Source organism: Bdellovibrio sp. CKG001, assembly GCF_055397465.1.
Genome location: NZ_AP029173.1, coordinates 3,360,921 through 3,385,528, shown reverse-complemented (window position 1 = coordinate 3,385,528; position 24,608 = coordinate 3,360,921). Strand labels below are relative to the sequence as shown.

Here is a 24,608-nt window from a genome sequence, read left to right as displayed (position 1 = left end):
GGGCAGAACATATAGCATTTTTACTTGCTGAGAAAGAAAAGGACGTCGCTTTCGTCGAGCACGAGGGCAGGATCTACTTTTCGCGCCATTCTCGGGCAAAAGGACCACGGCCGTCCTCGGCAGTGGTGAAGCTGCTGCAGGGGCTTTTTGAGCAGTTTGTCGATCACAGCTTCTTTATTCTGCGCCAGCGGATTTACACCAGCGCGGATCTGACGGAAATGTGCCGGGGGATGGTCAAGGTCGTCGCCAAGCGTGTGACCGCCGGGATTGTTCCTTGTGATCATCAGATTCCCATTTTGGAGCCAATGATTGAAATCGGTGCGGGAAGTGAGCTTTTGCCAGTCAGCCATCATCTGAACCGGGAAAATCAGGTTCCCTTGGCGGACATCCGACAGTGGTTTTTAGAGCAAAAGCCCGGCTCCAAGCAGGCTTTTTTGCAAAGTTTAACCCGCCTGGCGCAAAAGGTGCCGCGGGGAGATGTTTTGCACGATTTCGACCGAAATATCGCCGCCTTGTTGGTGGATAAAGACGGAAAGATTCTGGGTTATGGGGTGAACTCCAACTCTAAAAACAAAACCCTGCATGCGGAAGTGAACCTGATTCAGCGCCTTTATCGAGAAAGCGGCCAGGCCATACCCGAAGGTGCAGTCTTATATTCCACTCACAAACCCTGCAAGATGTGCGCAGGGATGATTTATCACAGCTCAAGGAATCCTCACTCGATCAAGGTGTATTATTCAGTCAAAGAAGAAGGCGGTCTGTCCCGGCAGACCGTGCTGGATCAGTGGAATCTGAATGAGCTAGTGAGCGAAAGTTAGTAAATCGCCTCTGGAGCACTGAAGAAAGAATGGATGGCCTTCAGCATCGTGTCCTTGCGCACGGGTTTGGACAGATGCAAGTCGCAACCGGCTGAAAGGCTTTTGCGAACGTCTTCTTGGAAGGCATTGGCGGTGCAGGCAAAAATGCGGGCCGGAGTGCGGCCCAGGTCTTTTTCCAAGGCCCGGATGCAACGGGTGGCCTCATAACCGTCCATTCCTGGCATCTGCACGTCCATAAAGATGATGTCATAGTGTTCGTTTTTCACCATTTCCACCGCCTCAGATCCGCTGCTGGCATAGCTGACAGCGTGAATGGTCTTTTGCAGATAAATTCCAAACAGACTGCGATTGTCATCCACATCGTCCACCACCAAAATGCGCAGGCGGCTGTTGGAGATATTGTGCCTGATATCGGTCAGTTGATAGCGGCCCTGCCATGGGTTGTGCATCGCTGTCTTTCTTTCCGTGGTGGTGGGGACTGAGATCGTGAAATAGAAAGCACTTCCCACATTGAGTTCACTTTCAAACCAAATATGGCCATTCATCAGTTGCACGATGTTTTTTGTGATGGAAAGTCCCAGACCGGTGCCGCCATATTTGCGCGTGGTGGTGGAATCCGCCTGCGTGAAAGGCTGGAAGATGTCTTTGAACTTCTGTTTGGAGATACCGATGCCTGTGTCAGAAACACAGAACAGCAGATTTCCCGGGTGCGAAGTGCGGTTCACGGCGACTCGCAGGGAAACACTGCCGCTTTGGGTGAATTTTATCGAGTTATTCAGAAGATTCATCAGCACCTGGCGCAGACGATCCGCATCTCCGACGAAGTACTCCTCGACGTCAGATTCAATCTCGATGTTCATTTGCAAACCTTTTTCCTTGGCGCGGAAACCAAGAACGGCCACCAGATCATCCAGCATCCCCTGAAGTTTAAAGGGCAGGGGGCGCAGTTCAATTTCGCCAGCTTCGACTTTGGACAAATCCAGAATGTCGTTGATGATCGTCATAAGCTGATGGTTGGCGCGCTGAAGGATTTCGACAAACGAGGCCTGCTGGTCGTCCAAAGTGGTTTCTGCCAGGGTGTCCGTGATTCCGATAATGGAATTCAGGGGCGTGCGGATCTCATGGCTCATGTTGGCCAAGAAGACGGATTTGGCATGTGTGGCTGCGCGGGCCTTGGTGGCGGCTCCGATCAATTCTCGGTTCTTTTTCTCCAGATTTTCAGACAGACTTTTCTTTTCTGTGATATCGACCGCCATTTTGACGATCTTGACGATGGTGCCTTCAGCATTTCTTACAGGAGTGTAAGAGCCTTGGATCCAAATGATCTCCTGCGTTTTGCTCAGACGTTTGAATTCTCCAGCTTGCGCATGTCCTTCAGCAAGTTGATTCCACATTTCTTGATATTCGAGCTCATGTTGGTGAAACTCCGGCAGGAACAAAGAATGATGCTTTCCCTGAATTTCGCTTAGCTCGTACCCGAGTAAGTTCAGGAAATTGGAGTTGGCCCAGAGAATATTTCCCTGGATGTCGAACTCTATCACTGCGTTAGAATTGAGAAGCGCCTCATACACCGAATGAGTCATGGCATAAGTGTATCTATACTCTTACAAAGATATAAAATTACAAAACGGCCTGGGGATTAAAACTTTGTAATTGCACCTGGAGTTTGTCGAAGCGCAAAAAAAAAGAGCCCTTGGGTTAGGGCTCTTGGAGTGTGCAATCAAAATTTCGCAACAACTTATTTTGCTGCAGGAGTTTCGAACATGGACATTGCAAAGAAACTTTTGCGGAAGGTGCTCCAGTTGTTTGATTTAACAGCTGCAACTCTCCAGAAGTAATGTTTGCCAGCTTCCAAACCTGTCACTTCAAAAGAGTTCCCCTTAACAGAGTACTCGTTGGCCACCAACCACTTGAAGTTAGCGTCAGTCGCAACTTGCACGTGATACTCGTCAGCGCCAGCAACGGCTTTCCAAGTCAGAGTTGTTTTGTCAGCTTTGATCGCTTGGTAGTAGCCAGGGCTTTCCAGCTGCGGTTTTGCCGGAACCTCGTTCTTTGTAGGGTCTGCTTTTGGCTGAGGGAACAAAGCATTCATTTTTTCGGTCAAACCACCATGACCACCGCCATGACCGCCACCACCGTGAGCCTCTTCAGCCAAAGAAGCAGAAGCAAGAGTCAAAGTCATAACGAACGCAAATAGAGATACCAAGATCTTCATGATTTAATCCTTTTGTAAACGATGCTTAGAAAGTAAAATAAAACTGGGATTAAGAAAACCTTCTTGCACGAAATGCTGGATGGTGTTAGAAATCCCCACGGTTTTGCGGATGATTGCTCTAATAATACTCTAAATTCCTGAAATTAGAGAGGAAAGTCCGGACTCCATATGGCAGCGCAAGGGGTAACGCCCCTCGACGGTAACGTTAGGAACAGTGGAACAGAGAGAATGTCCAGGGCATTGAGCCAGACACCGGGAACGGGAGGGTCTGGGGAGCCGCTGGAGTGAAAACAGCCAAACTCTGCGCGGAGCAAGATCAAATAGGGTGACACTAGTAGGGCGGCCAGCCCGTAGTCACCGGGTAAGATCGCTTGAGGGTGTCAGTAATGCCACTCCCAGAGGAATGATCATCCACGATTATCGGGGCAAATTATGGGACCTGGTAGTTGGGACAGAATCCGGCTTATAGCAAAACCGAGATCCCGCCTTCTTTATAGATGACTCTGCAAGTTCTAAGAACCAGAGGTATCTTCGTATTTTGATTCCACTTCACAGTTCTTTTGACCGAATTACAGACCAATGGCTGTGAGGTCCTAGTAGGGCCTTTTTGCACTGGTACGCAGGACTAGATTCATTGTCCTTCGACAAGATCATTTCCGTTTGCGAGGGATCTTTAGCTTATTCTGAGAACATTGGAGGGAAATCCCATGTTCTCTAAATTGCTGGCGTTGTGTCTAGTCACAACCTTCGTTGGCGCGTGCTCATCATTTAAATCCTCAAGTGAGAGAGCTCCCGCAGCAGCCTATTATGTCGATCCACAGTACTATGATTTGCAAGCTTTGTTGTCTGAGGCTTTGACCTTTAGATCCACGGCTTTGCGCTTCGCCGATGAAAAGAAACTGGGTGAAACCGGCAATATCACCTTAAGTCGATCTGAAGGTGAGTGGGTGCGCGCCATGGGGACTGACTACCTAAAAACCCGTCAGAAACTTCTGGACCTGGCGATTTCCGAGGGCGAGTACTTTTCTGAAACTAACGAGGTGAAGCTGACCCCGTATCGCGGGACCAAAATTGAAAGAAAAGCCCGTCAGGTGCGTAAGGACTTCTATCAGGATTATAAAGTCCTGAATATTGATCCGAAAGATGCTCAAGGGGAAAGACAGATCTTCCGCATGCATATGGCCCTGGCTTCTGCGCTCATGCTGATGGACAACTATCTGGTGGCAATCCAGCCGTTCAACGATAACGCTTCCTTGCGCTATGTTTTGAACTATGACGTCGCTCAAAAACGTGCGTTGCAGACTTTGGCGGATTCATACTCATCCATCTCGCGCCGATCTCAGCTGGAAAGAGGAATTGAATTTATTGATTCCGTGATGGCATGGCGGCGTTCCCAGGGAATTTCGACCAGCCCTGAAGAAAGTCAATTGTATGCAATGACTCAATCAAGCATCTGGTATTTGGCGGTAAAAAACGGAACAGACAGCAGCGCCTTTAAAGATGCCATTGCGAATCTATGGCACCGTCTGACTTTGCGAGGAAAACGCGGGGTTCGTTCTGTTTCCTACGGGGTCAGCATGGGCTTTGGCAATATGGTCGGCATGGTGGAAACCCGTAAAGGTCATCTGATCAATATGCCTGAGTCAGAAAAAAAAGCTTTGATCGCTGAAATGAAACCCCTGGATATTCTGATGGAAAAAACTCCGTTCCGTCTGACGGATAAGATGATCCCGGGCCACTATGGCCACGTTGCGATCTGGCTGGGGACGGAAGATCAGCTGAAAGAACTGAAAGTCTGGGACAGGATTCCGGCAAATATTCAGGCCAAAATCAGATCTGGTCATCGTATTGTCGAAGCTTTGCGTCCGGGAGTTGAACTTAACACCCTGGAGCATTTCCTGAACATCGATGACTTCCTGGTGATCCGCGACACTCGTTCGAATATCACAGATGAGTACCGTCGCGAGGCAGTCCTTCAGGCGATCGCCCAGATCGGAAAAGAGTATGACTTTAACTTCGACGTCCACACCCACACACGCATCGTCTGTTCGGAAATTGCCTATGTGGTTTATAAGGACGTGAAATGGCCTTTGGAAGAAACTTTGCGCCGCTACACCATCAGTCCTGACAATGTCGCGCAGTTGGCGATCGGCAATCAAAGAATCTTTGAGCCGGTGATTATGTATTACGGTGGTAAGCGTGTTTACAAGGATTTGCCGTACTCTTTAAGTCTGTTGTTGAAAGCGGATGATTCGCATTACGCCGAATTCAGAAAATTCCAGAATCTTTAGGATGTGACTATATGAAGTTGATGATCAAGTCTGCATTGATTGCCTGCGCCGCTTTGACAGCTGTGCACTGTACACATAAAGAAGTCCGTCAGCCAGCCAGCGTGAAACAAATCATCACAGATGGTGAGGCTCAGGCGCTGGGCGAACTGATGGGTGGGGATTCTCCTTTGAATCCTTACCGCCATAAGATGTCCGTGCATTTTCATACCAATGGAGATCAGAAGTATCTTTCAAAAACCGCACGCAAAGCCCTGAATGAGGCTTTGATTAAAACGCTGGGCTCGGACGCTCCTGAGCAGGGTCTGGCCAAGATCGCAGGCGGCAATATCAAAGATGCCTTGATTGAAAACTTCGTTAAAACAATGCGCTTTTATAAGATCATCAATACCGGTCTGCAGGTGGATTTGATGTTCAATCCAGAGTTTAATCAGAAAAATGATTACTCTGCCGAACTAAACAGCAATCAACTGGTGCGTTTGAGTGAAACAGGCCGTTTAAGCTCTAAATGGGAACAATTGGAAAAAGCTACGGTGACGGGAACTGTCTATAACAACTCGGCCCTTGTGCCAGTGACCAAGGGGGCTGCGGATTATATCGGTGGCTCTATGACGATCTATATTGAGATCATGGATATCGGCATTGGTGTGCCCAGTATCAAAAAGTACGGCGTGAAAGGCTTTGTGCGCTATCGCCGCTACTATCGTTCAAACCATGCCCTTCAGAAGCCGGTTGTTTGCGATGGCTATACCTTGTCAGCGAAATCAGCCGGACCGGGCGTGCCTTTGTTCTATACCGTCGATCTTTACAAGAACTTCAACCTGAAAGACCTGATTCCGACCGAGGAAACACTTGAGATCTACCCGGGACTTCTGGCTTCCCATAATGAAGGTCGCAGAGAGTTGATGCCGGATACCTATGAAGAAACCGGTAAGTCCGTTCCGACGGGAACATTCCAGGTTGAGGAAAAAAGAAACTCCTCAGGTCAGGTGATCTTTAATTTAAGCAAGATTGTTTACGACCTGAAAGAACGGGAGCTGGACCGCAGTCGCACGAAGGTGGATCTGGTGGATTATAACACCCGCTTCCATACAGAGAACGCCGCAGACGGACAGCAGGCTCTTTCCAGTGCCAGTCGTAATTATTTGAAAAAGTGTGAAAGCTCGATGGAAAAGTATCTGAATCTGAATTCCCTGGTGCAGGGGGGTGTTCTGTGAAAAAGACCGCTTTGATTTTGACCTCGCTGTTAATGGGTTCGACGTCCTTTGCTCAGGCCCCTGTGGTGTCTTTGAAAGAGCGTATTGCAGCAATGGATTTCCATAAATCCAACTTTGACATGATGTTTGGCGCCGAAGCCTGCCGTCGTGTTGAAACCCTGTTAAGTGAAATTAAAAAGTTGCCAACGGCAGAGCAAAGCCGGGCACGTGCTTTTGTGAAGACATATGAAAGCCAGGTTCCCGAGAAAATTCTTCTGCCATTGGTTTACTGGAAGTTTGTAAAGAAAAGTTCGGTGAATGAATCCAAGGTTTTGCAATATTGGTTGCAGACCCGTTTGCAGGCCTTGCGCGACTATGCCGACCATCCGCTCAAAAAAGACAAAGCGGCCCAGTCAGCAGCCCGCAGTCTGATGACCTCGTGGTCCTCAGCGCGCAACTTAAGCCTGAGCAGCGTGGAGCTGACCGAGAATCTGCAACGTCGTTTCCCGGAAATGGATGACTACGCTCTGGTGGCCGGTGGCTTTGTGCCGGGCAATGTGGTGGAGTTGGTCAGTCACAATGAAGTATCTCCGGAAAGAATTCAGTGGTTCAATGATCGTGTAATCTTTGCCGGGGGCAAGCTGGATTTCAGCCAGCCTTATATGAAGATGCCTTTACATAACGACGACGAGGGGCATCCGTCTTTCAAAGATCCGATGTTTGCCAAGATTCGCGATATGATTCTGTCTGCGAAAGAATCCATCTTTATTGATATCTTCCTTTTCGGAGGCACAATGGGTGGAACTTTGAGCAAATTCCTGCTGGATCAAACAGTCATCAAGAAAAAAGCCAATCCGAACTTCAAGGTGCTCATGTTGCATGACTATGCAACCAACTACAACATGAAGGACGAGATGATGCCGATCTTTGAGTACATCAAAAATCGTGCGGCAACAGATCCGGGCCTGAAAGGGTCTGTGTATCTGCTTCAGGCCAACATCCAACGCCATCCACCGGGCATTCCTTTTGGCATCACCAATCTGATTCCCAAAACAGAGGAAACCTTCAAGTCCCTGGAAAAACGCAACACATACTATGAATCCAAAATTGATCACAGTAAGGTGATCGTCGTGGATGCGGAATCCGATGCGCCTCAGGCGTACTTTGGCTCGAAGAACTGGTCGGATCACAGTGGCGGTTACTATTATGACAACGCCTTATATGTCAAAGGCCCGGCGGCAGCCCTGGTGCAGGCCGCGTACTATGATGACGTCGATGCTGCCTTGACGACAGACGCAAACGAGCGCAAGTGGTTCTATTATAAGGAGCAAGGCTATTCCAACGAAGCTTACCTGAAGAATCGCGATCAGATTCTTTCCTGGTTTAAGCTTAAGCGCATGACATTCCCGGCCGTGGGTGACCAGTCGGTACGACTGGCTGAAGCCAACGTCGATGCCAAGATCAAGGACACGCGCAACATGCTGGTGGATATGATCTCCAAGGCGGAAAGTCATATCTACATGGAGCATCTGTTTATCTATGATAAATACATCAACGATGCTTTGATGAAGCGCAAAGCACAAGTGCCAGGGTTGAAGGTTCGTATTCTGGCTGATCACAATGGAAATTTTGCGATGGGTGGGTTGCCAAACACGTTGTTCCTGGATCAGTTGATTCGTCATGGGGTGGAAGTGAGAGCCCGCCGCACTTTGGGCATTGAGGCGCGTTTCCCGAACGGGAAAACACAAGGGTATCATCAGGAAAATCACCGCAAGATCACGTCTGTTGATGGCAAGGTGATGCTGGTGGGTTCTTCCAATCTGAATCCAGACACCCTACAGGGCAGCTTCCGCGAATTCGGGGCGCAGATCTTCGATAAAAAAGTTATTGGTGGGTTTGAAGAAGAGTTCCTGACCGCTTGGAATGATGACAAGCAGGTTGGTCCCTTCTACGAGACAGAGCGCTTGCAGTTGCAGATCTCGGGCAAGACCCTGTCACCGGAGCTGAGCCGGATTATCAATGATCTGGGAGCCACGCTACTTAGAGCCAAGGACGACATCGAGAAACGATAGGATTTAATGTGAAAAAGCCGAAGCAAAACTTCGGCTTTTTTGTTTTTTAGGGTATGATCCGGTCATGGAAAAAATGGCTTGGAATATCGAATCAGAATACCCTTCTTATAACTCCGTTGAATTTCAGACTGAATTTGATCTGACGAAGTCTCAGGTTGATCAGATCGAGAAAGACGTCAAAGCATTGCGCGAACCTCTGGATGCACAGATTGAATCCATTCAAAAGATCCTGGTAAACGCAGATCAGGCGCAGGTGCTCTTGGCCAACATGAGCACATATCTGATGTGCCATCTTTCTGTGGACAGCTCCCTGAATGAGGCGCAGGCCAAAAAATCAGAGGTCAGTGATTTGATTTCTCGTATGTATCAGGCATTGGTGCCGGTGAATAACTTTGTCAAAGCCTGCTCGGATGAAATTTTAAAGAAGATCCTGGCGCATCCGGAACTGGCGGCCAGTGATTTCCTTTGGGCGGAAAAAAGAAGTTTGAAACCTTTTATGCTGTCGGATGGGGAAGAAACCCTGCTGCAGGCCATTTCCACACCAGGCCTGCATGCGTGGGGAGAACTGTATGGAAAACTCAGTGGCTCCATGCGCTGTGAATTAAAATACGCGGATCGCACGGAGACTGTGGGATTGGCTCAAGCAGCGGCGTTGACTCGCAGTCAGGAAGAAAACACCCGTCGTGTCGCGTGGACCTCCATTCAGGAAGCCTGGACCGTTCATAAGGAATCAGCAGCGGCCATCTTGAATGCTTTGGCCGGCTGGCGCCACGAAGAAAATAAAAAGCGGTCGCACACCGTGACTTCTCACTATCTGGATCAGTCCTTGTTCTACAGCCGTATCACTCGCGACACACTGGAAGCGATGTTGTCGGCTTGTCATGATAATGTCGAGCAATCCCGCAAGGCTCCTATGGCCATGGCGAAGCTGATGGGCAAAAAGGTATTGGATCCATGGGATCTTTTGGCGCAAAGCCCGATTTCTGCCTCTAAGAAAGAGCGCACTTATGACGAGGGCCTGAACATGATCAAAGAGGCCTTCGCACAGGCGGATGCCTCGATGTCTGACTTTGTCGGCATGATGGCCGACAAACGCTGGATCGAGGCTCGTGTTCTTCCGAACAAACGCAACGGTGCTTATTGCACAGGATTCCAAAAACGTCGTGAGCCGCGGGTGTTCATGACCTATATGGGTTCCAACAGTGATATTTCCACTTTGGCGCACGAGCTGGGGCATGCCTATCATTCATGGGTGATGAGGGACATGCCACGTGCGCAGACCCGTTATCCAATGACGCTGGCTGAAACAGCGAGTATCTTCTCTGAAACCTTGTTGCACGATGTGCTTTTGGAAAAAGCACAGACGCGTGAAGAAAAAATTGAATTTGCCTGGGGAGAAATCGAAGGTGCGGCCAGCTTCCTTTTGAATATACCAGCCCGCTTTGATTTTGAAAAAAGCTTCTATGACCTTCGGGCCCAGCGTACGTTGAGTTCGGATGAGCTCACACGGTTAACAGACGAAGCCTGGACGAAGTGGTATGGACCGACCTTAAGTGCCAACGACAAGATGTTCTGGGCGACCAAGCTGCATTTTGCGATGTCCGGTATCAGCTTCTATAACTATCCGTACACCTTTGGATATCTGTTCAGCATGAGTGTCTATGCCCGCCGTCAGGAGTTGGGTCAGGACTTCATGAAGACCTACATCAATATCCTGCGCGATACGGGACGCATGAGTGCGGAAGATCTGGTGCAGAAACATTTAGGCGAGGACATCCGTCGTCCTGAGTTCTGGAAGAAGTCCATTTCCGTGATCAACAAGAAGATTTCAGACTTTGAAAAGCTCGCCCTGGGTTAGGACGAGCTTTTGCAGAAGATCCAGCCTAGTGCGGGTTGGATCTCATGGCTTGAACTTTTTGGCTGGCCGGACGGCTGTGGCACGTCTGGCTCCATTTGGTGATATTTGGATAGCTCGACAAATCAAATTTCAGAGCATGCAAAATTCCGATCACAGAGGCCACGTTGATATCAGCCACTGTAAAGCGGTTTCCAACCAGATAGGTCTTTCCGCTGAGTCCTTTTTCCAGAACTTGCAGATAGCGTGGCAGGATATTTTGCGCATCAGAGATGATGTTTTGGTTTCTGTGTTCTGCCGGAACGAACATGGCTTGAATCAGCCAGTCCACCGCAGGCTTTTGCAGATCCACTAGAGCCCAGAAGCTCCACTGCAACATTTGCCCTTCTTCCTCTGCATTCTGCGCCGCCATCGGGCTGTTGTGTTTTTTTGCCAGATAATTGGTGATGGCCATGGATTCCCACAGCACGTACTCGCCATCGATGATCGCAGGGACTTTTCCGTTCGGGTTGATTTTTAGGTACTCTTCGGACTTGTGCTGCTTTTCGCGCATGTTCAGAGGAACCTGTTCGTAAGGAAGACCCAGTTCTTCGAGCATCCAGTAACAGCGGCCTGCACTTGAAAGCGGAGATCCGTAAATTTTAATCATATAAAATGCCTTTCTTCAGGAGCTTGCGCTGGAATAAAAGCGCAACGCAAACTTCCAGAATCTGTTTGTTAAATAAATCAATATTCCTGACAACACCACCACCCAGGCAAAGAGTGCCAGATCCGGCGGCTCCAAAAGAGCTCGTGCGGGGACGCTGGCGATGACCCCGACGGGCAGAGCCGTCAAAAGCATCCACTTAAACCATGGGACGTAAATTGAATCCGGGCGCATTCCCAGACGATAAATCTGATACCAGATAAACTGCAAGTTTTCTGAACGGGCAAAGATGACGGCCGTGGAAGCCATAAAGAATCTCATTGCGTACAGGGCCACAAGTCCACACGGGATCAGCACGATCAGCCACAGCAGACGCAGCCATTCGAAATTGGGAAGCTGAATGATGCTGTAAATGAACCAACTGCTGGCAATCAGAAGGTTTCCTATCATCGCGGTGGAAGCCTTCTGTAGAGAAATCATGAATTGCGAGTTGATCGGTTTGGCCAAAAGCAGATCCAGATCGCCTTTGCGAACTTTTTCAGAAAACTGATCCAGGTTTTCGGACAGGATGATCATGTAAAGTCCGTCGACGACAAAAACCACGCCCAGGAAGACGCGCATTTGTTCCAGATTCCAGTCGCCAATTTTGGGCGTATGGCGGAACAAAACTTCAAAAGTCATGATCTGAGCCAGATACCAGAAAATATCCGTGGCTATACGAGTGACAAAGTTTACCCGGTATTCCAGATCCGCAATAAAACTGGTGCGGAAAAGAGCGGCGTACAAAGAAAGATACTTTTTAAGTGTCTTCACCCTAGGCTCCTGTTCCCGTGTAAACGTTCACACCTTTGCGCCACAGCCAGACCCCCAGCAGATTCACGATAACAATACCCACGGTGACCGACGCAAAGGCCTGCCATACCGAGGCTATTTCCAGACGGCCGGTCAAGTAGCCCACCGGCACGTAGACACCCGCACTGAAAGGCAGGGCGATCATGATGGATTTGAGAGGTTCCGGCATCAGATCCAGAGGGAAAAGTTCGCCGGTCATCAGCCACAAAGCCAGATTCTTCGCTCCGGTGATGGCGTAGACCTTGTTCAAATAGAAGGCCCCGGCAGCAATCACAAAGCTGATCGAATGAACCAGAATCAGATAATAAAATTCCAGTGCAAACGCCAGTGGCAGGCGTTCAAACTTGGTGGGCAGATTGAAAATCAAAATCGCCGCAAACGGGATCAGCATTGAAACGACGGTCGTGACGAATTTGTATCCCATCAACTGCGAGAAATAGTATTCATAAAAGGTCATCGGGCGGACCAGCAAACTGTTGATCGAGCCTGAATCAATCTCCTGAATCATGCGATATTCGTACATCCAGCTGGTGCAGATCCGCGCGAAGAAAGCGGCCCACAGGGCATAAGCCAGATAGTACTCGCGACCAAAACCGGCGATCTCCGTGGCACCTGCACCTTTGAAGACCGCAAACCACAGCAGCACCTCAATACCCGTGGTCAGGGACGGTTGAACCACGGCATCGACAAAATAGTTCAGACGATATTCAAGATTGGACTGGACCGCGAGCTTAGCGAACGCGAGATTCCGTTTCCAAAAAGCGGCGAATGACATCTTCAAAATCGACCTCTTCATTTTCAGCCAGTTCAGTGTTTGATTTAGCAACAAATTCCGGGACCGTGCCCTGATAGACGATGTTTCCCTTGCTGATCAAAAGCAGTTTGTCGGCAAGCTTGGCGATGTCGTCCATGTAGTGGCTGGTCAGAATCACAGTGGGCTCTTTTTCTTTCACATACTGATCCAGGAATTCGCGAATGGTTTCCTGGGCCACGATGTCCAAACCGATGGTGGGTTCATCCAGGAATAGAACTTTGGGTTCGTGCAACAGAGCGCCGATGATTTCCATCTTCATGCGCTCGCCCAGACTGAGGCGGCGAAGTTGGGTGTGCAGGACATGAGTGCACTGAAGCATTTCGGCCAGATGATCCACACGTTTGCGCGCCTGCTGGGGATCCAGATCATAGATACGCGCCAGCAAAGAATACGAATCCGCCGGAGAGATGTCCCACCACAACTGGTTCTTTTGTCCAAGCAAAATGCTGATCTGGCGAAGGAATTCGTTTTTTCTTTCCCAGGGTCTGTAGCCCAGGACACGGGCGTCGCCGCTGGTCGGAGTGACCAGGCCCGAAAGCATTTTTAGCAAGGTGGTTTTACCGGCGCCATTGGCTCCGACAAGTCCGACGATTTGGCCGGACTCAATTTGCAATGTGGTCTTATCCAGAGCCACTTTGGAGACATGTTTGCGGTTTACGAAGCCCTTCAGGGAGTTGATAAACCCTTCAGGCTTTTGATAGGTCTGATAGACCCGGGAAAGTTCTTTCGTTTCGATTACTATCGCCATAGGGGCGACTATAGCTTAGAACTTATTTGTTGATAAAAGAAAACTCTGCGTAACGTTCCTCATCACTGAAGTAAGTCTGGTGATCGGCGGAAACATAACTGCCTTCGACGATACGACCCTCTTTACAACCCTTTAAAGACTCACGTTTTCCGTTGAAATCGCAGTCCCCCACATACCAGGCTTTTTCAGAGTACTGGATTTTGTATCCGATAAGGCGAGAGTTCTTATAGAAAGCCATAACCTCGTCCAAACGAGTGCGGCCCGCCGCGTGGTAGTCGCCTTCCAGGATCGTGTCACCCCAAACCTGAGCCTGATCAACAGCTACGGCCTTCAAAGCAGCGCGGGTGTCTTGGGATAGTTTGTTCAATCTTTGTTTTTGGCTGTACACGATTTCGTTGGAGTAGCCGGATTTGCAAGGTGTGGACTGGCAAGCGTGTTCGTAGTGGGCGGCTTCTTCGTAGAACTTGTCTCCGTTAGGACCCATCTGATCTGCCAAGGCCACAGAGGAAACCATAACCCCCAAAAGTGCTGTGAATGCAGTTTTCAAAGACATTTAGACCCCCCTGATGAGGTGAATATGCGCCGAAACTGAGAGAATTTTTAATACATAGAAAAGAACTTATTATACAAAAAATGAATCATCACCGAACAGAGAGGTTTGTAGCTCTGTTCGGTCGAATTGGGGGAACTATTTCAGACGGAAAACAGCAGAAAGGGGCTTGTGGTCCGAGCTTTCAATGTCGTTGTGAAGCTTGGTGGAAACTGCTTCCAAGCCGCGGACGTAGATGTGATCCAGCTTGAACCTGCGGTTATCATTGGCAAATGCCAGTTTACGCATCTGCAGACGACCTAAAATCTGATCCAGATAGGTCAGGCGGTTTTTGTTCCATGAATTAAAGTCTCCGGCAAAGATCAGGGGACCCTGGTGCTTTTTCAGAAATTGCGCCACTTGCTCGATTTGTTCTCTGTTCAGGCGATCAGTAACGAAATTCAAGCCATGGATGTTGGCAACCCATAAAGTTTGGGAACTGTTGGCCAGCGCGTATTCCGTGACGAGCACCATTTTCGGGGTTTTGATGACAGGTTCACGGCCCGGGCTGCGCAGGAAGTGCACCATCAGGGGGCCGGCGTAAGAACCGCTGACCACGCCGGTTTGATCGCCGTCTTTTTCAATGAAGCTGGTGATAAAGTCCCAGCAGAAGTTTTTCTGGCGTTGCAGAACTTTGGGCATATAGGAATCAATCATGCCTTCCTGAATTAGAACGACGTCTGATTTAGGAACGAAGAATTCAAAGTCGCGGGCCCAGGAATCACGGGCTTCGGCTTTTTTGATATTCCAGACAAAAAGATTGAAGTTGGTCGGCAGAAATTCCTGGTGGCAGGTGCCTATCTGTGTGTGGACATCCCTGTCGTTAGGGATTTCACTTTTTTCTTCGTTGGAAAAGGCCGTGGTAGAGACAAAAAGAGACAGAACGAGGATCAATCCCTTGATCATGGTGACTCCTTAAAGAGGCCTCTCGTCAGTGAGAGGCTTTGCATTCTTAATTTAAAGTTTTTTTTCCAGCACGGTGAACTGCAGCCCTTCCACTTTGGGAATGCCGAAGCGCTCGTCGCCATACGGGAAAGGCTTGGTTTCTTTAGTGTCCTTGAAACCGTGCTTTGCGTACCAGGCGATCAGCTCGGTGCGAACTGAGATCACTGTCATGAAAATGGTATTACAATCCCAGAATTCCGCAAGGGCTTCTGCTTCGCTCAAAAGCATCTTGCCGAGGCCTTTTGACTGCAATTCCGGGGACACAGTCAGCATGCCCAGATACATTTTTGTGCCTTGTTTTTCGAGGTGAACACATCCGAGCAAATCACCGGTGTCGTCATCCTCAGCCACCAAGATCACGGAATCTTCTTTGTCGATCAGCGCCTGAATGCCTTGAGCATCAACCCGCTGGCCGTCCAACAAATCCGCCTCGGTGGTCCAACCGACCTTCGAGCTGTCTCCACGGTAAGCGGAATTAACCAGGGCCACTAAATCTTCAACGTGACTGTCATCAGCCTGCGTAAACTCAATATGCATAAACACTCCAAGGTACCTGCTTACTTTTGCAGAAGCGTGGCGTTGAGTGCGCTGCTTCTGCAAAAGTAAGCAGGTACCTTTTTAGATCTTTTTTGCGTAGATGAAAAGTTCTTTGCCTTGGCGGCGTGGAACTGATTTTTGCCAGCGGCCCCAGAAGATGGGCTGATATGAGCTGCGCAAACGTTGGCGCAGTTCCCACTCTGAGCCTCCATAAGGAGGGCCTTGGCGTTTTTCAAATGTGAAGAAGACGCCCATCAAGTGGCCCCCTGGAGCCAGAACACGGTTCCAGATTTTAACCAATTCTTTGCGGCGCTCGGGATTGATTGCACAATAACAGGTGTGTTCAAAGACGATGTCAAAAGACTGATTAAAGTCAGCCGGAAGCTTGAATAGATCAGCTTCCACAAAGGTCAAATTGGGCATGTGACCATAAAGTTTGCGCGCGCGCTCTAAAGCCAAAGGGGAAATGTCCACCGCCGTCACAAAGTGACCCGAAGCTGCAAACAAAGCGGCATCATGACCTTCACCGCAGCCCAGAACCAGCACGCGGGAACGAGCGATCTTCAGGCGGGGAAGCATGTCTTTCAGGGCTTCGGCGGGTTCACCCAGGTTCCAGCCGGGGTTGGCTTCTTGTTCGTAGATCTGACTCCAGTAAGTTTCCTTTTCCACATCTTTATCTGCAGCCCAGTACATCGGAATGTCATAGGTCTTGCCATTATACTCGATGAAGTCGTCGCCGAACTCTTCTAGCAGATTAAAGAAGCTCGCCTGAGCTTTGCGGGACATGACAAAAGGAACTTTGTTGGCGGTGTAGCCGTGAAAACGGTCCCATTCGTCCAAAGAAAGTGATTCCAGTTCAAAGGCGTAGTGCACCCCGAACGGAAGTTGGATTTCCCAGGTTTTGTCGCTTTTGAGTTCAACTTGTGAGGCTACGTAGGGTTCGTCAAAGGCTTCAACGATGACAGGAGTTCCGCCGAAGGTGGAAAGCAAAGTTCCACCTTCATGAACCTTCAGATTTTGCAGGATTTCCTGGCCAGCCAGAGGGTCCTGGATGCGAACTTCGCGGCTCAGGGGGTAGCCCTCTTCGTCAATCTGAAGGAACTGATTTGGGATTGGCATTATTGCGCCGGAGTTGCAGTTGGTGCCGGTGTCGCCTCTGGAGTCGCAGTCGGCTCAGCTTCTGCCGGCACTTCTTCTGCGCCCGGAGTGATCGTGGAGCCTTCAGTGAAAACAACAATGTCATTGGTGGTTTTTACGGACTGAAGAACCCACTTATCCACGTTTTCCTGATCGGAAACGTCACGGTAAAGAACGGCTTCACCTTCAATGATTTGCTCCATGGATTCGCCATCTTCGGCAACGTCTGTGAATTTGTATGCAAACACGGCGCGAACCTTGTTGTCGCTCAAGGTTTCAGTCCACAAACGAGTGATTGCCAAGTCTTTGGCGTGAGGTTTTTTAGTTGTCAGAGTCTGAGTGATCAGTTCAGCCAGCTTCGTCTGAATGCCGGAGTGCGTCTCGAATCCTACAGCCTGGGAGGTGTGAATCACATTCCACGTCCAAACAAGGGCAGCAATGAAAATTACCAGACTTACAATTTTCTTCATCTCAAGGGTCCTCTCTCGGTTTACTCAGTGTGATAAAACTGACATCCTTATCCGAGCATGATATTCCGTTTTTTTCAACACTCGTACAGAGAGGGTATCTCATGAACCAACAATGGCTGACAATCTTAATGTCTAAGGGGATTGAGCTGGAGCAAAACCTGCGTCAGCAGCTACAAAACGCCAAAGACGGCCTTAAATCTCAATTGGAAGATCGGGGAATTCGCCTGAGTGCCGCTGACTTGGCAGCGCTTTTGGAAGAGGTGTCGCCCAAGGCTTCTCATGCTGCGCTTAGTTATGCGCTTGATATTGTTCGCCCTTTTTCTGCCGGGATGGGTTTGAGAATTTCTCGCCTCTCTGACACGCAAGTGGAGATGGCGGTTCCTGCTCGTACACGCAATCTGAATGAAGTCAAAACCTTGCACGAAGGGGCTTTGACGACGGCGGCGATCGAGGCGGCAAAACTTCTGTGGGCCCGCCATGCCCCGATGGGAACTTTTGATATTCATGTCTCCCGCTTGGAGTCTGAATTTTTCAAAGTCACCAGTGAGGAATGTCGTATCCGTATGGAACTTCCTGAAACCACACGTGAGGTGGTGCTGGCAGAAATCCGTGACCGTCGTGAGTCCAAAGCCGATGCCGAGCTGAAGGTCTTTGATGGCAACGATCAGGCTGTGGCGGAGTTCCGTTTGCAAATGAGTTTTAAACACACACCGGCTTTAAGCTCGGGCGTGGAAGAATAAGCACAAGGTTCTATGGAAATTTTAGAGACACAAATTGATTCCAGTTCCCCAGAGTTCAAACTTAACCGTGAGGCTATGCTTAGCATCGTCAACGAATGGCGTGAACGTGTAAACTTGGTGAAACAAGGCGGTGGCGAAGAAGCCACGAAGAAACACAAATCCCGCGGCAAACTGACGGCGCGCGAACGTATTGAGGCGCTTGTGGACGGTGGCACCGCTTTCCTTGAGTTCTCAACACTTGCAGCCTGGGACATGTACGAAGGTCAGGCTCCGGGCGCGGGTGTGGTGACGGGGATCGGTGTGATCCACGGAACGGAATGTGTGATTGTTGCCAACGATGCGACGGTGAAGGGTGGAACTTACTTCCCGATGACGGTGAAAAAGCATCTGCGCGCGCAGGAAATCGCTTTTGAAAACGGTCTGCCATGTATCTATCTTGTCGATTCGGGTGGAGCCTTCCTGCCAATGCAGGCCGATGTGTTCCCGGATCGCGATCACTTCGGAAGAATATTCTATAACCAAGCCCGCATGTCCGCCGCCAACATCCCGCAAATCGCGGTGGTGATGGGGTCTTGCACGGCCGGGGGCGCTTATGTTCCGGCGATGAGCGATGAAACTGTCATCGTCAAAGAAAACGGGACTATTTTCCTGGGTGGACCTCCGTTGGTCAAAGCGGCAACTGGCGAAGTTGTGGACGCGCAAGAACTGGGGGGCGCGCAAGTGCACTGTGAAACTTCCGGGGTGACCGATCACTTTGCCGAAGATGACGAGCACGCGATTGAAATCACACGTTCCATCGTGGCGCACTTAAATCACAAACGGGCTGTGCAGTTGAAAACTCTTCCAGTGGAAGAACCTCTGTTCGATCAAAAAGAACTTTACGGAATCATTCCCAAAGACAGCCGCGTTCCATTTGATGTGCGCGAAGTGATTGCGCGTATCGTGGACGGGTCAAGATTCCATGAATTCAAACCTCTGTACGGAAAAACTTTGGTGACGGGTTTTGCCCACATCTGGGGTATGCCTGTGGGGATCATTGCCAATAACGGTGTTTTGTTCAGCGAAAGTTCCCTGAAGGCCGCGCACTTTATCGAGCTGTGCGAACAGCGTGAAGTGCCATTGATCTTCCTTCAAAATATCACAGGTTTCATGGTCGGTAAGAAGTACGAAAATGAAGGGATCGCCAAACACGGAGCTAAAATGGTGATGGCCGTTTCCAACGCCCATGTCCCGAAGTTCACAGTGGTGATCGGTGGGTCTTATGGTGCCGGAAACTATGGTATGTGCGGTCGCGCCTTCCAGCCTCGTCAGTTGTGGATGTGGCCAAATGCCAAAATCAGTGTGATGGGCGGAGAGCAGGCGGCGAACGTGCTTTTGACAGTGAAAATGGATCAGATGGCGGCAAAAAGACAAACCATGTCGCCGGAAGAACAAGCGGAGTTCAAACGTCCGACTTTGGAAAAATACGAAAAAGAAAGCGCTTGTTATTATTCTTCAGCACGCTTGTGGGATGACGGGATCATTGATCCAGCCGACACCCGCCGTGTACTGGCGCTGGGAATTTCTGCAAGCCTTAACAAGTCCTGGGGTGAAAAAGCTCAGGGCGTCTTCAGGATGTAATTATGTCTTTTGTTGTAGTTACAGAAATGAATCAGGTGGCCTACGTCAAGCTTCATAGGCCGGAAGTTCGGAACTCTTTCAATCCCGAGATGATTGCTGAGTTGACACAGATCTTTACGGATCTGGAGTCTCGCAAAGATCTGCGTGCGGTGGTTCTGCAAGGAGAAGGAAAAGTCTTCTGTGCCGGGGCCGATCTGAACTGGATGAAAGAGATGGTGAATTTTTCTTTCGAACAAAACCGCGAAGATTCTTTAAAGCTCTATGGCATGTTTGAGTCCATTGCCCAGTGCAGTTTGCCGGTGATTGGTTTGATCCATGGTGCGGCCTTTGGCGGTGCCTTGGGGCTTGTGGCGGTTTGTGATGAAGTGATTGCTGAAGACAACACGCAGTTCTGCTTTAGTGAAGTGAAGCTGGGGATTGCGCCAGCCGTAATAAGTGCTTTTGTGAATAAGAAGGCCGTGACTGGTAAGGTTCGTCCCTTGATGCTTTCAGGGGTGGTCTTTAACGCCCATGTGGCACACCAGGCTGGCCTTGTGACTGAAGTGGTGGCGGCGGGTGAGGGCCACACGGTGCTGCAGAAGGTTTTGCACAACTACATGCAGTGCGGGCCGGAAGCCGTTCGAGAAACCAAAAAACTTCTTAATGATCTAGACACCTTGAGCTGGGCTGAGCAGCGCAGTCGCACGACCACAGTGATTGCTGAACGTCGTGCCAGCGCTGAGGGGCAGGAGGGACTGAAGTCCTTCCTGGAAAAACGTGAGCCTGCATGGAGACTTTCCTAATGAAAAAGTTCACTCGTATTGCCATCGCCAACCGTGGTGAAGTGGCTGTTCGTATTATTAAAGCCTGCGAAGAAATGGGAATTGAGACCGTCCTTTTGCACTCTGAAGCCGATATCAACACCCGCGCTTTCAGAATGGCGACTAAAACCATCTGCATTGGTCCGGCGCCGACAGCAGAAAGTTATTTGAATATCGAAGCCAACATCAACGGGGCCCTGGCCGGGGGCGCGCAAGCGATCCATCCAGGCTTTGGCTTCTTGTCAGAAAATGCGGATTTCGCCGAAGCTGTGGGTAAGGCCGGTCTGACGTTCATCGGTCCGTCACCGGAAGCCATTCGCGCCTTGGGTGACAAGGTTCACTGTAAAGAACTGGCCAAGCAGGCCGGTCTTCCACTGGTACCTGGTTATCAGGGTGAAAATCAGGATGTGGATCATCTGATCCAACAAGCAGAAAAGATCGGCTATCCGGTGATCGTGAAAGCGGCAGCGGGTGGCGGCGGTCGTGGCATGAAGCTTTTGAAATCCTCTGCGGAGGCGCGTGAACTGATTGAGTCTGCTCAGCGTGAAGCGCAGTCGGCCTTTGGTTCGCCGAAGGTGTTCCTGGAAAAGTATCTGGATCGCGCCAAACACATTGAATTCCAGGTTTTTGGAGACAGCACCGGGAATGTTCAGCACTTCTTTGACCGTGAGTGTTCGGTTCAGCGTCGTCACCAAAAGATTATCGAAGAGGCGACATCACCTTCTTTGACAGATGAACTGCGCCGTCGCATGGGGGAAGCCGCCTGCGCTATTGCCACTTTGGGTAAATACAAAGGGGCCGGCACAGTGGAATTCCTTCTGCAGGACGGGGAGTTTTATCTGCTAGAGGTGAACACCCGTTTGCAGGTCGAGCATCCGGTGACGGAAGAGGTTCTGGGTGTGGATCTGGTCAAAATGCAGATCCTGACCGCGCAAGGGGACTATGTCCATGATGTAAAACAGATTCGCGCTCCTCGCGGGCATTCCATTGAGTGCCGTATTTATGCTGAAAATCCTTATCAGGGGGGTGTTCCTTCCACAGGTCTTTTGGGGCATGTGGAATGGCCGGAAGGCCCGGGCCGTCGTTATGAGTACGGCTTTGATGCGAACGACACGATCACACCGTTCTATGATCCGATGATTGCGAAAGTGATCGTTTGGGATGAAAACCGTCCGCGTGCGATTCAGAAAATGATCCGTGTGTTGAAGGATTCTGTCGTGTTTGGTGTTCACACCAACATTCCGTATCTGATCGAGATTCTTTCGCACAAAGAATTTGTCATGGGTACGATGACAACAAGATTCATTGAAACATACTTCAGCGAATCTTTGAAAGAACCGGCATTGACCGATATTGAGAAAACAGTGGCGGCCGGGGCGTTGTTGCAGCTGCGTGGTGGGGCAACTTCAGCAACCACGACATCTCAATCCCCATGGGCGTCTTACTGGAGAGGTATCTAATGGAAGTGAAAGTACGTATTGACGGCGTTGACCATAAGGCGCAGGCGCAATTGATTCAAGGCACGTTGTGGGTCCACTATAATGGCCGTGTTTTCACTCAGGATGTTTCCACTGGCCGAAAGTCCCGTAAAAAGGCTGGTGCCGGAGGTTCATCTGACCAGATCATGGCGCCGATGCCGGGCAAGATCACCAAACTTTTGGTGGCCGTGGGTGCGCCCATTGAACCAGGTCAGGCAGTTTTGGTGATGGAAGCCATGAAAATGGAGTACACTTTAAAGGCCGAGATTGCCGGCACCATCGACAGCATGAACTGTGCTGTGGGTGAGCAAGTGGCCCTGGGTAAAACTCTTGTGAAAATCAAACCAGCATCCGATAAGTAAGTTCTATGAAAAAGTCAGTTGTTATTGTGGAAATGGGATTAAGAGATGGTCTGCAGAACGAAAAAACCGTTCTGGATGCCGACACTCGTGTGGAATTCGCAAGACGATTGATTGCTGCTGGAACAAAGCGAGTTGAAATTGGCGCCTTTGTTTCGCCGACGTGGGTGCCGCAGATGGCGGGCACAGCAGAGGTGGTGAAAAAGGCTTTTGCCTTGGTGAAGGCCGGGGACATCCCTAAGAAGACCGAGTTTTCGGTTTTGGTTCCCAACGAGCGTGGCATGCTGGATGCCATTGCCAGTGGTGTGAAAGAAGTCGCGATCTTCGCGGCTTGTTCAGAATCTTTTTCGTTGAAAAATATCAATTGCTCCATCGATGAAAGCTTCAAACGTTTTGAGCCCGTGATGGCTTTGGCGAAAAAGCATAAAATCAAAGTCCGTGGTTATCTGTCCACGTGCTTTGGTTGTCCTTTTGAAGGAAAAGTTTCTGAGGCCAAAGTGGTGAAGCTGGCTCAGCGGATGCATAAGTTGGGTGTCTATGAGCTTTCGATTGGTGACACCATCGGTGTGGCGGATGTAGGGCAGGTGGAATCTTTATTCCGCAAACTGAAGAAAGTGATCCCGGCGAAGAAACTGGCCGGTCACTTTCATGATACTCGCGGGCAGGCTTTGGCCAACATCCTGGCGGCGTACAAGCTGGGCATCACCGTCTTTGATACCAGCCTTGGGGGCCTGGGGGGTTGTCCTTATGCTCCGGGGGCGACGGGCAACGTGGCCACTGAAGATGTGGTTTACATGTTCCATGGTATGGGTGTGAAGACGGGATTGAATTTGGATAAGCTGATTGAAATCAATCCGTGGATGGCTGAAAAAATTCAGCACCCACTTCCTTCAAAGGTCGGCAAAGTCGGCAAGCTAAAGCCGCTGGGGAAAGTTCAAGCCAAGGTCTAAAACCTTGGCTTTTTCTTTAGTAGCCCACTCCAAAAGACAAAGTGTGCTGGAATTCATTCTTGGACATGTCCTGGTAGTCTTTAAAGACCATGGTTGTCCCTGCATTCAAAGAAAAGACACCCAAACGAATCCCCAGATTGATACCTGCATAGGGGTCATACTTCAGTTCTTTCTCTTTCGTTGTCACCACACCACCGGAAGTGGTTTCTTCTTTGCCTTGAGTGGCTTGGGCCCCAAGGCGTCCGGTTGAAAAGAAATAGTTGTTAAAGCGATAGGTGGAACGCACACCCAGTTTGTATTTGTCGTCCTGATGATAGATTTTTTCCGGCGCTGTGGAATAGGTTTCGGTGTCCGAGGCCCGTGTGTACTCGGCTTCGGCAGACAGAATGTCTTTCCCCGCCGTCAGGCGCAGACCGTACATAGCGCGAGTGGCAAGGTGATCCTTGGGGTAAGAGCGATAAACAGTTTCATAGCCGTAAAGAGGTTCGACAGAGTATCCGGAGCCCTTGGCCAACGTGAAGGATCGGGCTGTGGCGGCATTGGACGTCAAAAGGATCAAGAGGAACATTAAAGATGAACTGCGCATGTAAACTCCTACTTGAGGCTTATCGGATAGGAGGGAGGAGAATTGACAGTCCAAAGTCCAAGGTGGACTGTCAACTGTACTTATCTATTCCAAGGTATTGAGTTCTGCGGGGGCGCCACCACAAGGCATGAGTTGAATGGAAAGCTGATAAACGGCGCTTTTGTCCCCTTTGCCTTTGAACTTTTTGACGAACCCTTTTTTCATTTTATCAAGATATTCAATCGCTTCGGGCACAAGGCGTGGATCAAAAACGGTGAACATCATGCTGAAGTCCGAGGTCTCTTTGGCGGTTTGGTTTTCTAAAACTTGTACTGCATTCTTCAAAGCTTCTGTCTTGCTGGTGTGAATGCTGTCGGCAAGGCGAGAGCGGTCGGTAAAGTAGAACTGGGCTGTGTTGCGAAGGCGGTCCTTGTGTTCTTCGACGATGCCCAGTCTTTTCAGGCGCTCAACGGCTTCTTGCGCCTCTGCAAAAGAAATTCCGAAATAGTCAGAGATGCTCTTAACGCTGCCGTCATAGTGACTGGAATCAAAGAAGGTCACCATCGCCAGGTGGTACCATTTTTTAAAGAACATCAATTCATCTTCGGGGATACGTTTTGCCAGGATTTCCTGGGGTGGGGCTTTGGTGGCTGGGTAGAAGTCTTTAAAGGCTTCCAAGCATTCCCATGCTTTCGAGTCAGCCGAGGCAATTTCAGTGAGAACTTTTTTTACGGTCGATTTATTCATGACCCTTTTGCCGTGCAGCGCCTGAGACAGCGTTGAGGCGCTGACCCCCACTTTTTTAGCAAATGATCTTAGTGAAAATTGCGGGTTTCGGGTTTGAATGTTTCCCAAATGGCTCTTAATCAAAGACAGGACGTACTGGTTGGCTTCTGAAAGTTCCATGGATTCAA

Annotated in this window: 24 protein-coding genes and 1 other RNA gene; 12 read left to right on the top strand and 13 right to left on the bottom strand. The window is 49.7% G+C overall.

Annotation, left to right across the window (positions count from 1 at the left end; translation table 11 throughout):
- Positions 1-125 precede the first annotated feature (125 nt).
- A complete protein-coding gene (locus ACZ50P_RS15950; RefSeq protein WP_464132287.1) occupies positions 126-818 on the top strand; it encodes a Bd3614 family nucleic acid deaminase in 693 nt (230 codons plus the stop codon).
- Here the strand turns inward: ACZ50P_RS15950 and ACZ50P_RS15945 are convergent.
- Together ACZ50P_RS15945 and ACZ50P_RS15940 are read right to left on the bottom strand one after the other, a co-directional pair.
- Positions 815-2,401: a PAS domain-containing hybrid sensor histidine kinase/response regulator gene (locus tag ACZ50P_RS15945; protein ID WP_464132286.1), complete on the bottom strand. Its 1,587-nt coding sequence runs from the start codon at positions 2,399-2,401 to the stop codon at positions 815-817. The two genes, ACZ50P_RS15950 and ACZ50P_RS15945, sit on opposite strands and share 4 nt — an antisense overlap.
- A 155-nt stretch (positions 2,402-2,556) precedes the next feature.
- A complete protein-coding gene (locus ACZ50P_RS15940; protein WP_464118728.1) occupies positions 2,557-3,033 on the bottom strand; it encodes a fibronectin type III domain-containing protein in 477 nt (158 codons plus the stop codon).
- A 97-nt stretch (positions 3,034-3,130) separates the two neighbouring features.
- Here ACZ50P_RS15940 and rnpB point away from each other — a divergent pair.
- The 5 genes from rnpB to ACZ50P_RS15915 all read left to right on the top strand — a co-directional run bounded on the left by rnpB (position 3,131) and on the right by ACZ50P_RS15915 (position 10,447).
- Positions 3,131-3,515: RNase P RNA component class A (rnpB, locus tag ACZ50P_RS15935), an RNA gene on the top strand.
- Between the two features lie 225 nt (positions 3,516-3,740).
- Complete coding sequence (locus tag ACZ50P_RS15930; RefSeq protein ID WP_464132284.1) at positions 3,741-5,324, top strand: YiiX/YebB-like N1pC/P60 family cysteine hydrolase; 1,584 nt, start codon at positions 3,741-3,743, stop codon at positions 5,322-5,324.
- Positions 5,325-5,335: 11 nt separating this feature from the next.
- On the top strand, positions 5,336-6,538 hold the full coding sequence (locus ACZ50P_RS15925; RefSeq protein WP_464132282.1) for a hypothetical protein: 1,203 nt from the start codon (positions 5,336-5,338) through the stop codon (positions 6,536-6,538).
- The gene (locus tag ACZ50P_RS15920) at positions 6,535-8,589 is read left to right on the top strand and encodes a phospholipase D-like domain-containing protein (RefSeq protein ID WP_464132280.1); all 2,055 of its coding nucleotides are present in this window, start codon (positions 6,535-6,537) and stop codon (positions 8,587-8,589) included. Before ACZ50P_RS15925 ends, ACZ50P_RS15920 begins: the two co-directional genes overlap by 4 nt.
- 64 nt (positions 8,590-8,653) lie before the next feature.
- Positions 8,654-10,447 carry a M3 family oligoendopeptidase gene (locus ACZ50P_RS15915; RefSeq protein ID WP_464132278.1) on the top strand — a complete coding sequence of 598 codons (1,794 nt, stop codon included), beginning with the start codon at positions 8,654-8,656 and terminating at the stop codon, positions 10,445-10,447.
- A 25-nt stretch (positions 10,448-10,472) separates the two neighbouring features.
- Here the strand turns inward: ACZ50P_RS15915 and ACZ50P_RS15910 are convergent, their stop codons facing one another.
- The 9 genes from ACZ50P_RS15910 to ACZ50P_RS15870 form a co-directional block, all read right to left on the bottom strand.
- The gene (locus ACZ50P_RS15910) at positions 10,473-11,093 is read right to left on the bottom strand and encodes a glutathione S-transferase family protein (RefSeq protein ID WP_464132276.1); all 621 of its coding nucleotides are present in this window, start codon (positions 11,091-11,093) and stop codon (positions 10,473-10,475) included.
- Positions 11,094-11,108: 15 nt separating this feature from the next.
- Positions 11,109-11,903: an ABC transporter permease gene (locus ACZ50P_RS15905; protein WP_464118722.1), complete on the bottom strand. Its 795-nt coding sequence runs from the start codon at positions 11,901-11,903 to the stop codon at positions 11,109-11,111.
- Position 11,904: 1 nt separating this feature from the next.
- Entirely contained in the window at positions 11,905-12,717 is an 813-nt protein-coding gene (locus ACZ50P_RS15900) for an ABC transporter permease (protein WP_464135221.1), read from the bottom strand.
- Positions 12,674-13,504 carry an ABC transporter ATP-binding protein gene (locus ACZ50P_RS15895; RefSeq protein ID WP_464118721.1) on the bottom strand — a complete coding sequence of 277 codons (831 nt, stop codon included), beginning with the start codon at positions 13,502-13,504 and terminating at the stop codon, positions 12,674-12,676. The genes ACZ50P_RS15900 and ACZ50P_RS15895 overlap by 44 nt, the downstream gene beginning before the upstream one ends.
- Positions 13,505-13,526: 22 nt before the next feature.
- Positions 13,527-14,057: a hypothetical protein gene (locus ACZ50P_RS15890; protein ID WP_464132274.1), complete on the bottom strand. Its 531-nt coding sequence runs from the start codon at positions 14,055-14,057 to the stop codon at positions 13,527-13,529.
- Between the two features lie 135 nt (positions 14,058-14,192).
- Complete coding sequence (locus ACZ50P_RS15885; protein WP_464132272.1) at positions 14,193-14,999, bottom strand: endonuclease/exonuclease/phosphatase family protein; 807 nt, start codon at positions 14,997-14,999, stop codon at positions 14,193-14,195.
- A 51-nt stretch (positions 15,000-15,050) separates the two neighbouring features.
- Entirely contained in the window at positions 15,051-15,575 is a 525-nt protein-coding gene (locus ACZ50P_RS15880; RefSeq protein WP_464132270.1) for a GNAT family N-acetyltransferase, read from the bottom strand.
- An 81-nt stretch (positions 15,576-15,656) separates the two neighbouring features.
- Complete coding sequence (locus ACZ50P_RS15875; RefSeq protein ID WP_464118717.1) at positions 15,657-16,694, bottom strand: class I SAM-dependent methyltransferase; 1,038 nt, start codon at positions 16,692-16,694, stop codon at positions 15,657-15,659.
- The gene (locus ACZ50P_RS15870) at positions 16,694-17,182 is read right to left on the bottom strand and encodes a hypothetical protein (protein WP_464118716.1); all 489 of its coding nucleotides are present in this window, start codon (positions 17,180-17,182) and stop codon (positions 16,694-16,696) included. The genes ACZ50P_RS15875 and ACZ50P_RS15870 overlap by 1 nt, the downstream gene beginning before the upstream one ends.
- Positions 17,183-17,283: 101 nt before the next feature.
- On the opposite strand from ACZ50P_RS15870, the gene ACZ50P_RS15865 reads away from it, so the two are divergent.
- From ACZ50P_RS15865 to ACZ50P_RS15840, 6 genes are read left to right on the top strand one after another with little or no spacing between them, the layout of a single operon-like run.
- Positions 17,284-17,922 (top strand): PaaI family thioesterase, encoded by a 639-nt coding sequence (locus tag ACZ50P_RS15865; protein ID WP_464118715.1) that lies wholly within the window; start codon positions 17,284-17,286, stop codon positions 17,920-17,922.
- Positions 17,923-17,934: 12 nt separating this feature from the next.
- Positions 17,935-19,542 carry a carboxyl transferase domain-containing protein gene (locus ACZ50P_RS15860; protein ID WP_464132269.1) on the top strand — a complete coding sequence of 536 codons (1,608 nt, stop codon included), beginning with the start codon at positions 17,935-17,937 and terminating at the stop codon, positions 19,540-19,542.
- Between the two features lie 2 nt (positions 19,543-19,544).
- Positions 19,545-20,324, top strand: coding sequence for an enoyl-CoA hydratase-related protein (locus ACZ50P_RS15855; protein ID WP_464132267.1), 780 nt, complete (start codon positions 19,545-19,547; stop codon positions 20,322-20,324).
- On the top strand, positions 20,324-21,802 hold the full coding sequence (locus ACZ50P_RS15850) for an acetyl-CoA carboxylase biotin carboxylase subunit (protein WP_464118712.1): 1,479 nt from the start codon (positions 20,324-20,326) through the stop codon (positions 21,800-21,802). The genes ACZ50P_RS15855 and ACZ50P_RS15850 overlap by 1 nt, the downstream gene beginning before the upstream one ends.
- Entirely contained in the window at positions 21,802-22,182 is a 381-nt protein-coding gene (locus tag ACZ50P_RS15845; protein ID WP_464118711.1) for an acyl-CoA carboxylase biotin carboxyl carrier protein subunit, read from the top strand. The genes ACZ50P_RS15850 and ACZ50P_RS15845 overlap by 1 nt, the downstream gene beginning before the upstream one ends.
- A gap of 5 nt (positions 22,183-22,187) precedes the next feature.
- On the top strand, positions 22,188-23,129 hold the full coding sequence (locus tag ACZ50P_RS15840) for a hydroxymethylglutaryl-CoA lyase (protein ID WP_464118710.1): 942 nt from the start codon (positions 22,188-22,190) through the stop codon (positions 23,127-23,129).
- 16 nt (positions 23,130-23,145) lie between these two features.
- On the opposite strand, the gene ACZ50P_RS15835 is transcribed toward ACZ50P_RS15840, so the two are convergent.
- Positions 23,146-23,715 (bottom strand): hypothetical protein, encoded by a 570-nt coding sequence (locus ACZ50P_RS15835; protein ID WP_464118709.1) that lies wholly within the window; start codon positions 23,713-23,715, stop codon positions 23,146-23,148.
- Between the two features lie 84 nt (positions 23,716-23,799).
- Positions 23,800-24,600, bottom strand: a complete 801-nt coding sequence (locus tag ACZ50P_RS15830) for a TIGR02147 family protein (RefSeq protein ID WP_464118708.1) — start codon at positions 24,598-24,600, stop codon at positions 23,800-23,802.
- Positions 24,601-24,608 lie beyond the last annotated feature (8 nt).

Bases quoted from the DNA above. Each gene is read 5' to 3' on its own strand.
- ACZ50P_RS15875 (WP_464118717.1), bottom strand. From the start codon at position 16,694: ATGCCAATCCCAAATCAGTTCCTTCAGATTGACGAAGAGGGCTACCCC.
- ACZ50P_RS15940 (WP_464118728.1), bottom strand. From the start codon at position 3,033: ATGAAGATCTTGGTATCTCTATTTGCGTTCGTTATGACTTTGACTCTT.
- ACZ50P_RS15830 (WP_464118708.1), bottom strand. From the start codon at position 24,600: ATGGAACTTTCAGAAGCCAACCAGTACGTCCTGTCTTTGATTAAGAGC.
- ACZ50P_RS15835 (WP_464118709.1), bottom strand. From the start codon at position 23,715: ATGCGCAGTTCATCTTTAATGTTCCTCTTGATCCTTTTGACGTCCAAT.
- ACZ50P_RS15845 (WP_464118711.1), top strand. From the start codon at position 21,802: ATGGAAGTGAAAGTACGTATTGACGGCGTTGACCATAAGGCGCAGGCG.
- ACZ50P_RS15945 (WP_464132286.1), bottom strand. From the start codon at position 2,401: ATGACTCATTCGGTGTATGAGGCGCTTCTCAATTCTAACGCAGTGATA.
- ACZ50P_RS15900 (WP_464135221.1), bottom strand. From the start codon at position 12,717: ATGTCATTCGCCGCTTTTTGGAAACGGAATCTCGCGTTCGCTAAGCTC.
- ACZ50P_RS15885 (WP_464132272.1), bottom strand. From the start codon at position 14,999: ATGATCAAGGGATTGATCCTCGTTCTGTCTCTTTTTGTCTCTACCACG.
- ACZ50P_RS15890 (WP_464132274.1), bottom strand. From the start codon at position 14,057: ATGTCTTTGAAAACTGCATTCACAGCACTTTTGGGGGTTATGGTTTCC.
- ACZ50P_RS15930 (WP_464132284.1), top strand. From the start codon at position 3,741: ATGTTCTCTAAATTGCTGGCGTTGTGTCTAGTCACAACCTTCGTTGGC.
- ACZ50P_RS15860 (WP_464132269.1), top strand. From the start codon at position 17,935: ATGGAAATTTTAGAGACACAAATTGATTCCAGTTCCCCAGAGTTCAAA.
- ACZ50P_RS15925 (WP_464132282.1), top strand. From the start codon at position 5,336: ATGAAGTTGATGATCAAGTCTGCATTGATTGCCTGCGCCGCTTTGACA.
- ACZ50P_RS15895 (WP_464118721.1), bottom strand. From the start codon at position 13,504: ATGGCGATAGTAATCGAAACGAAAGAACTTTCCCGGGTCTATCAGACC.
- ACZ50P_RS15915 (WP_464132278.1), top strand. From the start codon at position 8,654: ATGGAAAAAATGGCTTGGAATATCGAATCAGAATACCCTTCTTATAAC.
- ACZ50P_RS15840 (WP_464118710.1), top strand. From the start codon at position 22,188: ATGAAAAAGTCAGTTGTTATTGTGGAAATGGGATTAAGAGATGGTCTG.
- ACZ50P_RS15910 (WP_464132276.1), bottom strand. From the start codon at position 11,093: ATGATTAAAATTTACGGATCTCCGCTTTCAAGTGCAGGCCGCTGTTAC.
- ACZ50P_RS15850 (WP_464118712.1), top strand. From the start codon at position 20,324: ATGAAAAAGTTCACTCGTATTGCCATCGCCAACCGTGGTGAAGTGGCT.
- ACZ50P_RS15880 (WP_464132270.1), bottom strand. From the start codon at position 15,575: ATGCATATTGAGTTTACGCAGGCTGATGACAGTCACGTTGAAGATTTA.
- ACZ50P_RS15865 (WP_464118715.1), top strand. From the start codon at position 17,284: ATGAACCAACAATGGCTGACAATCTTAATGTCTAAGGGGATTGAGCTG.
- ACZ50P_RS15855 (WP_464132267.1), top strand. From the start codon at position 19,545: ATGTCTTTTGTTGTAGTTACAGAAATGAATCAGGTGGCCTACGTCAAG.
- ACZ50P_RS15870 (WP_464118716.1), bottom strand. From the start codon at position 17,182: ATGAAGAAAATTGTAAGTCTGGTAATTTTCATTGCTGCCCTTGTTTGG.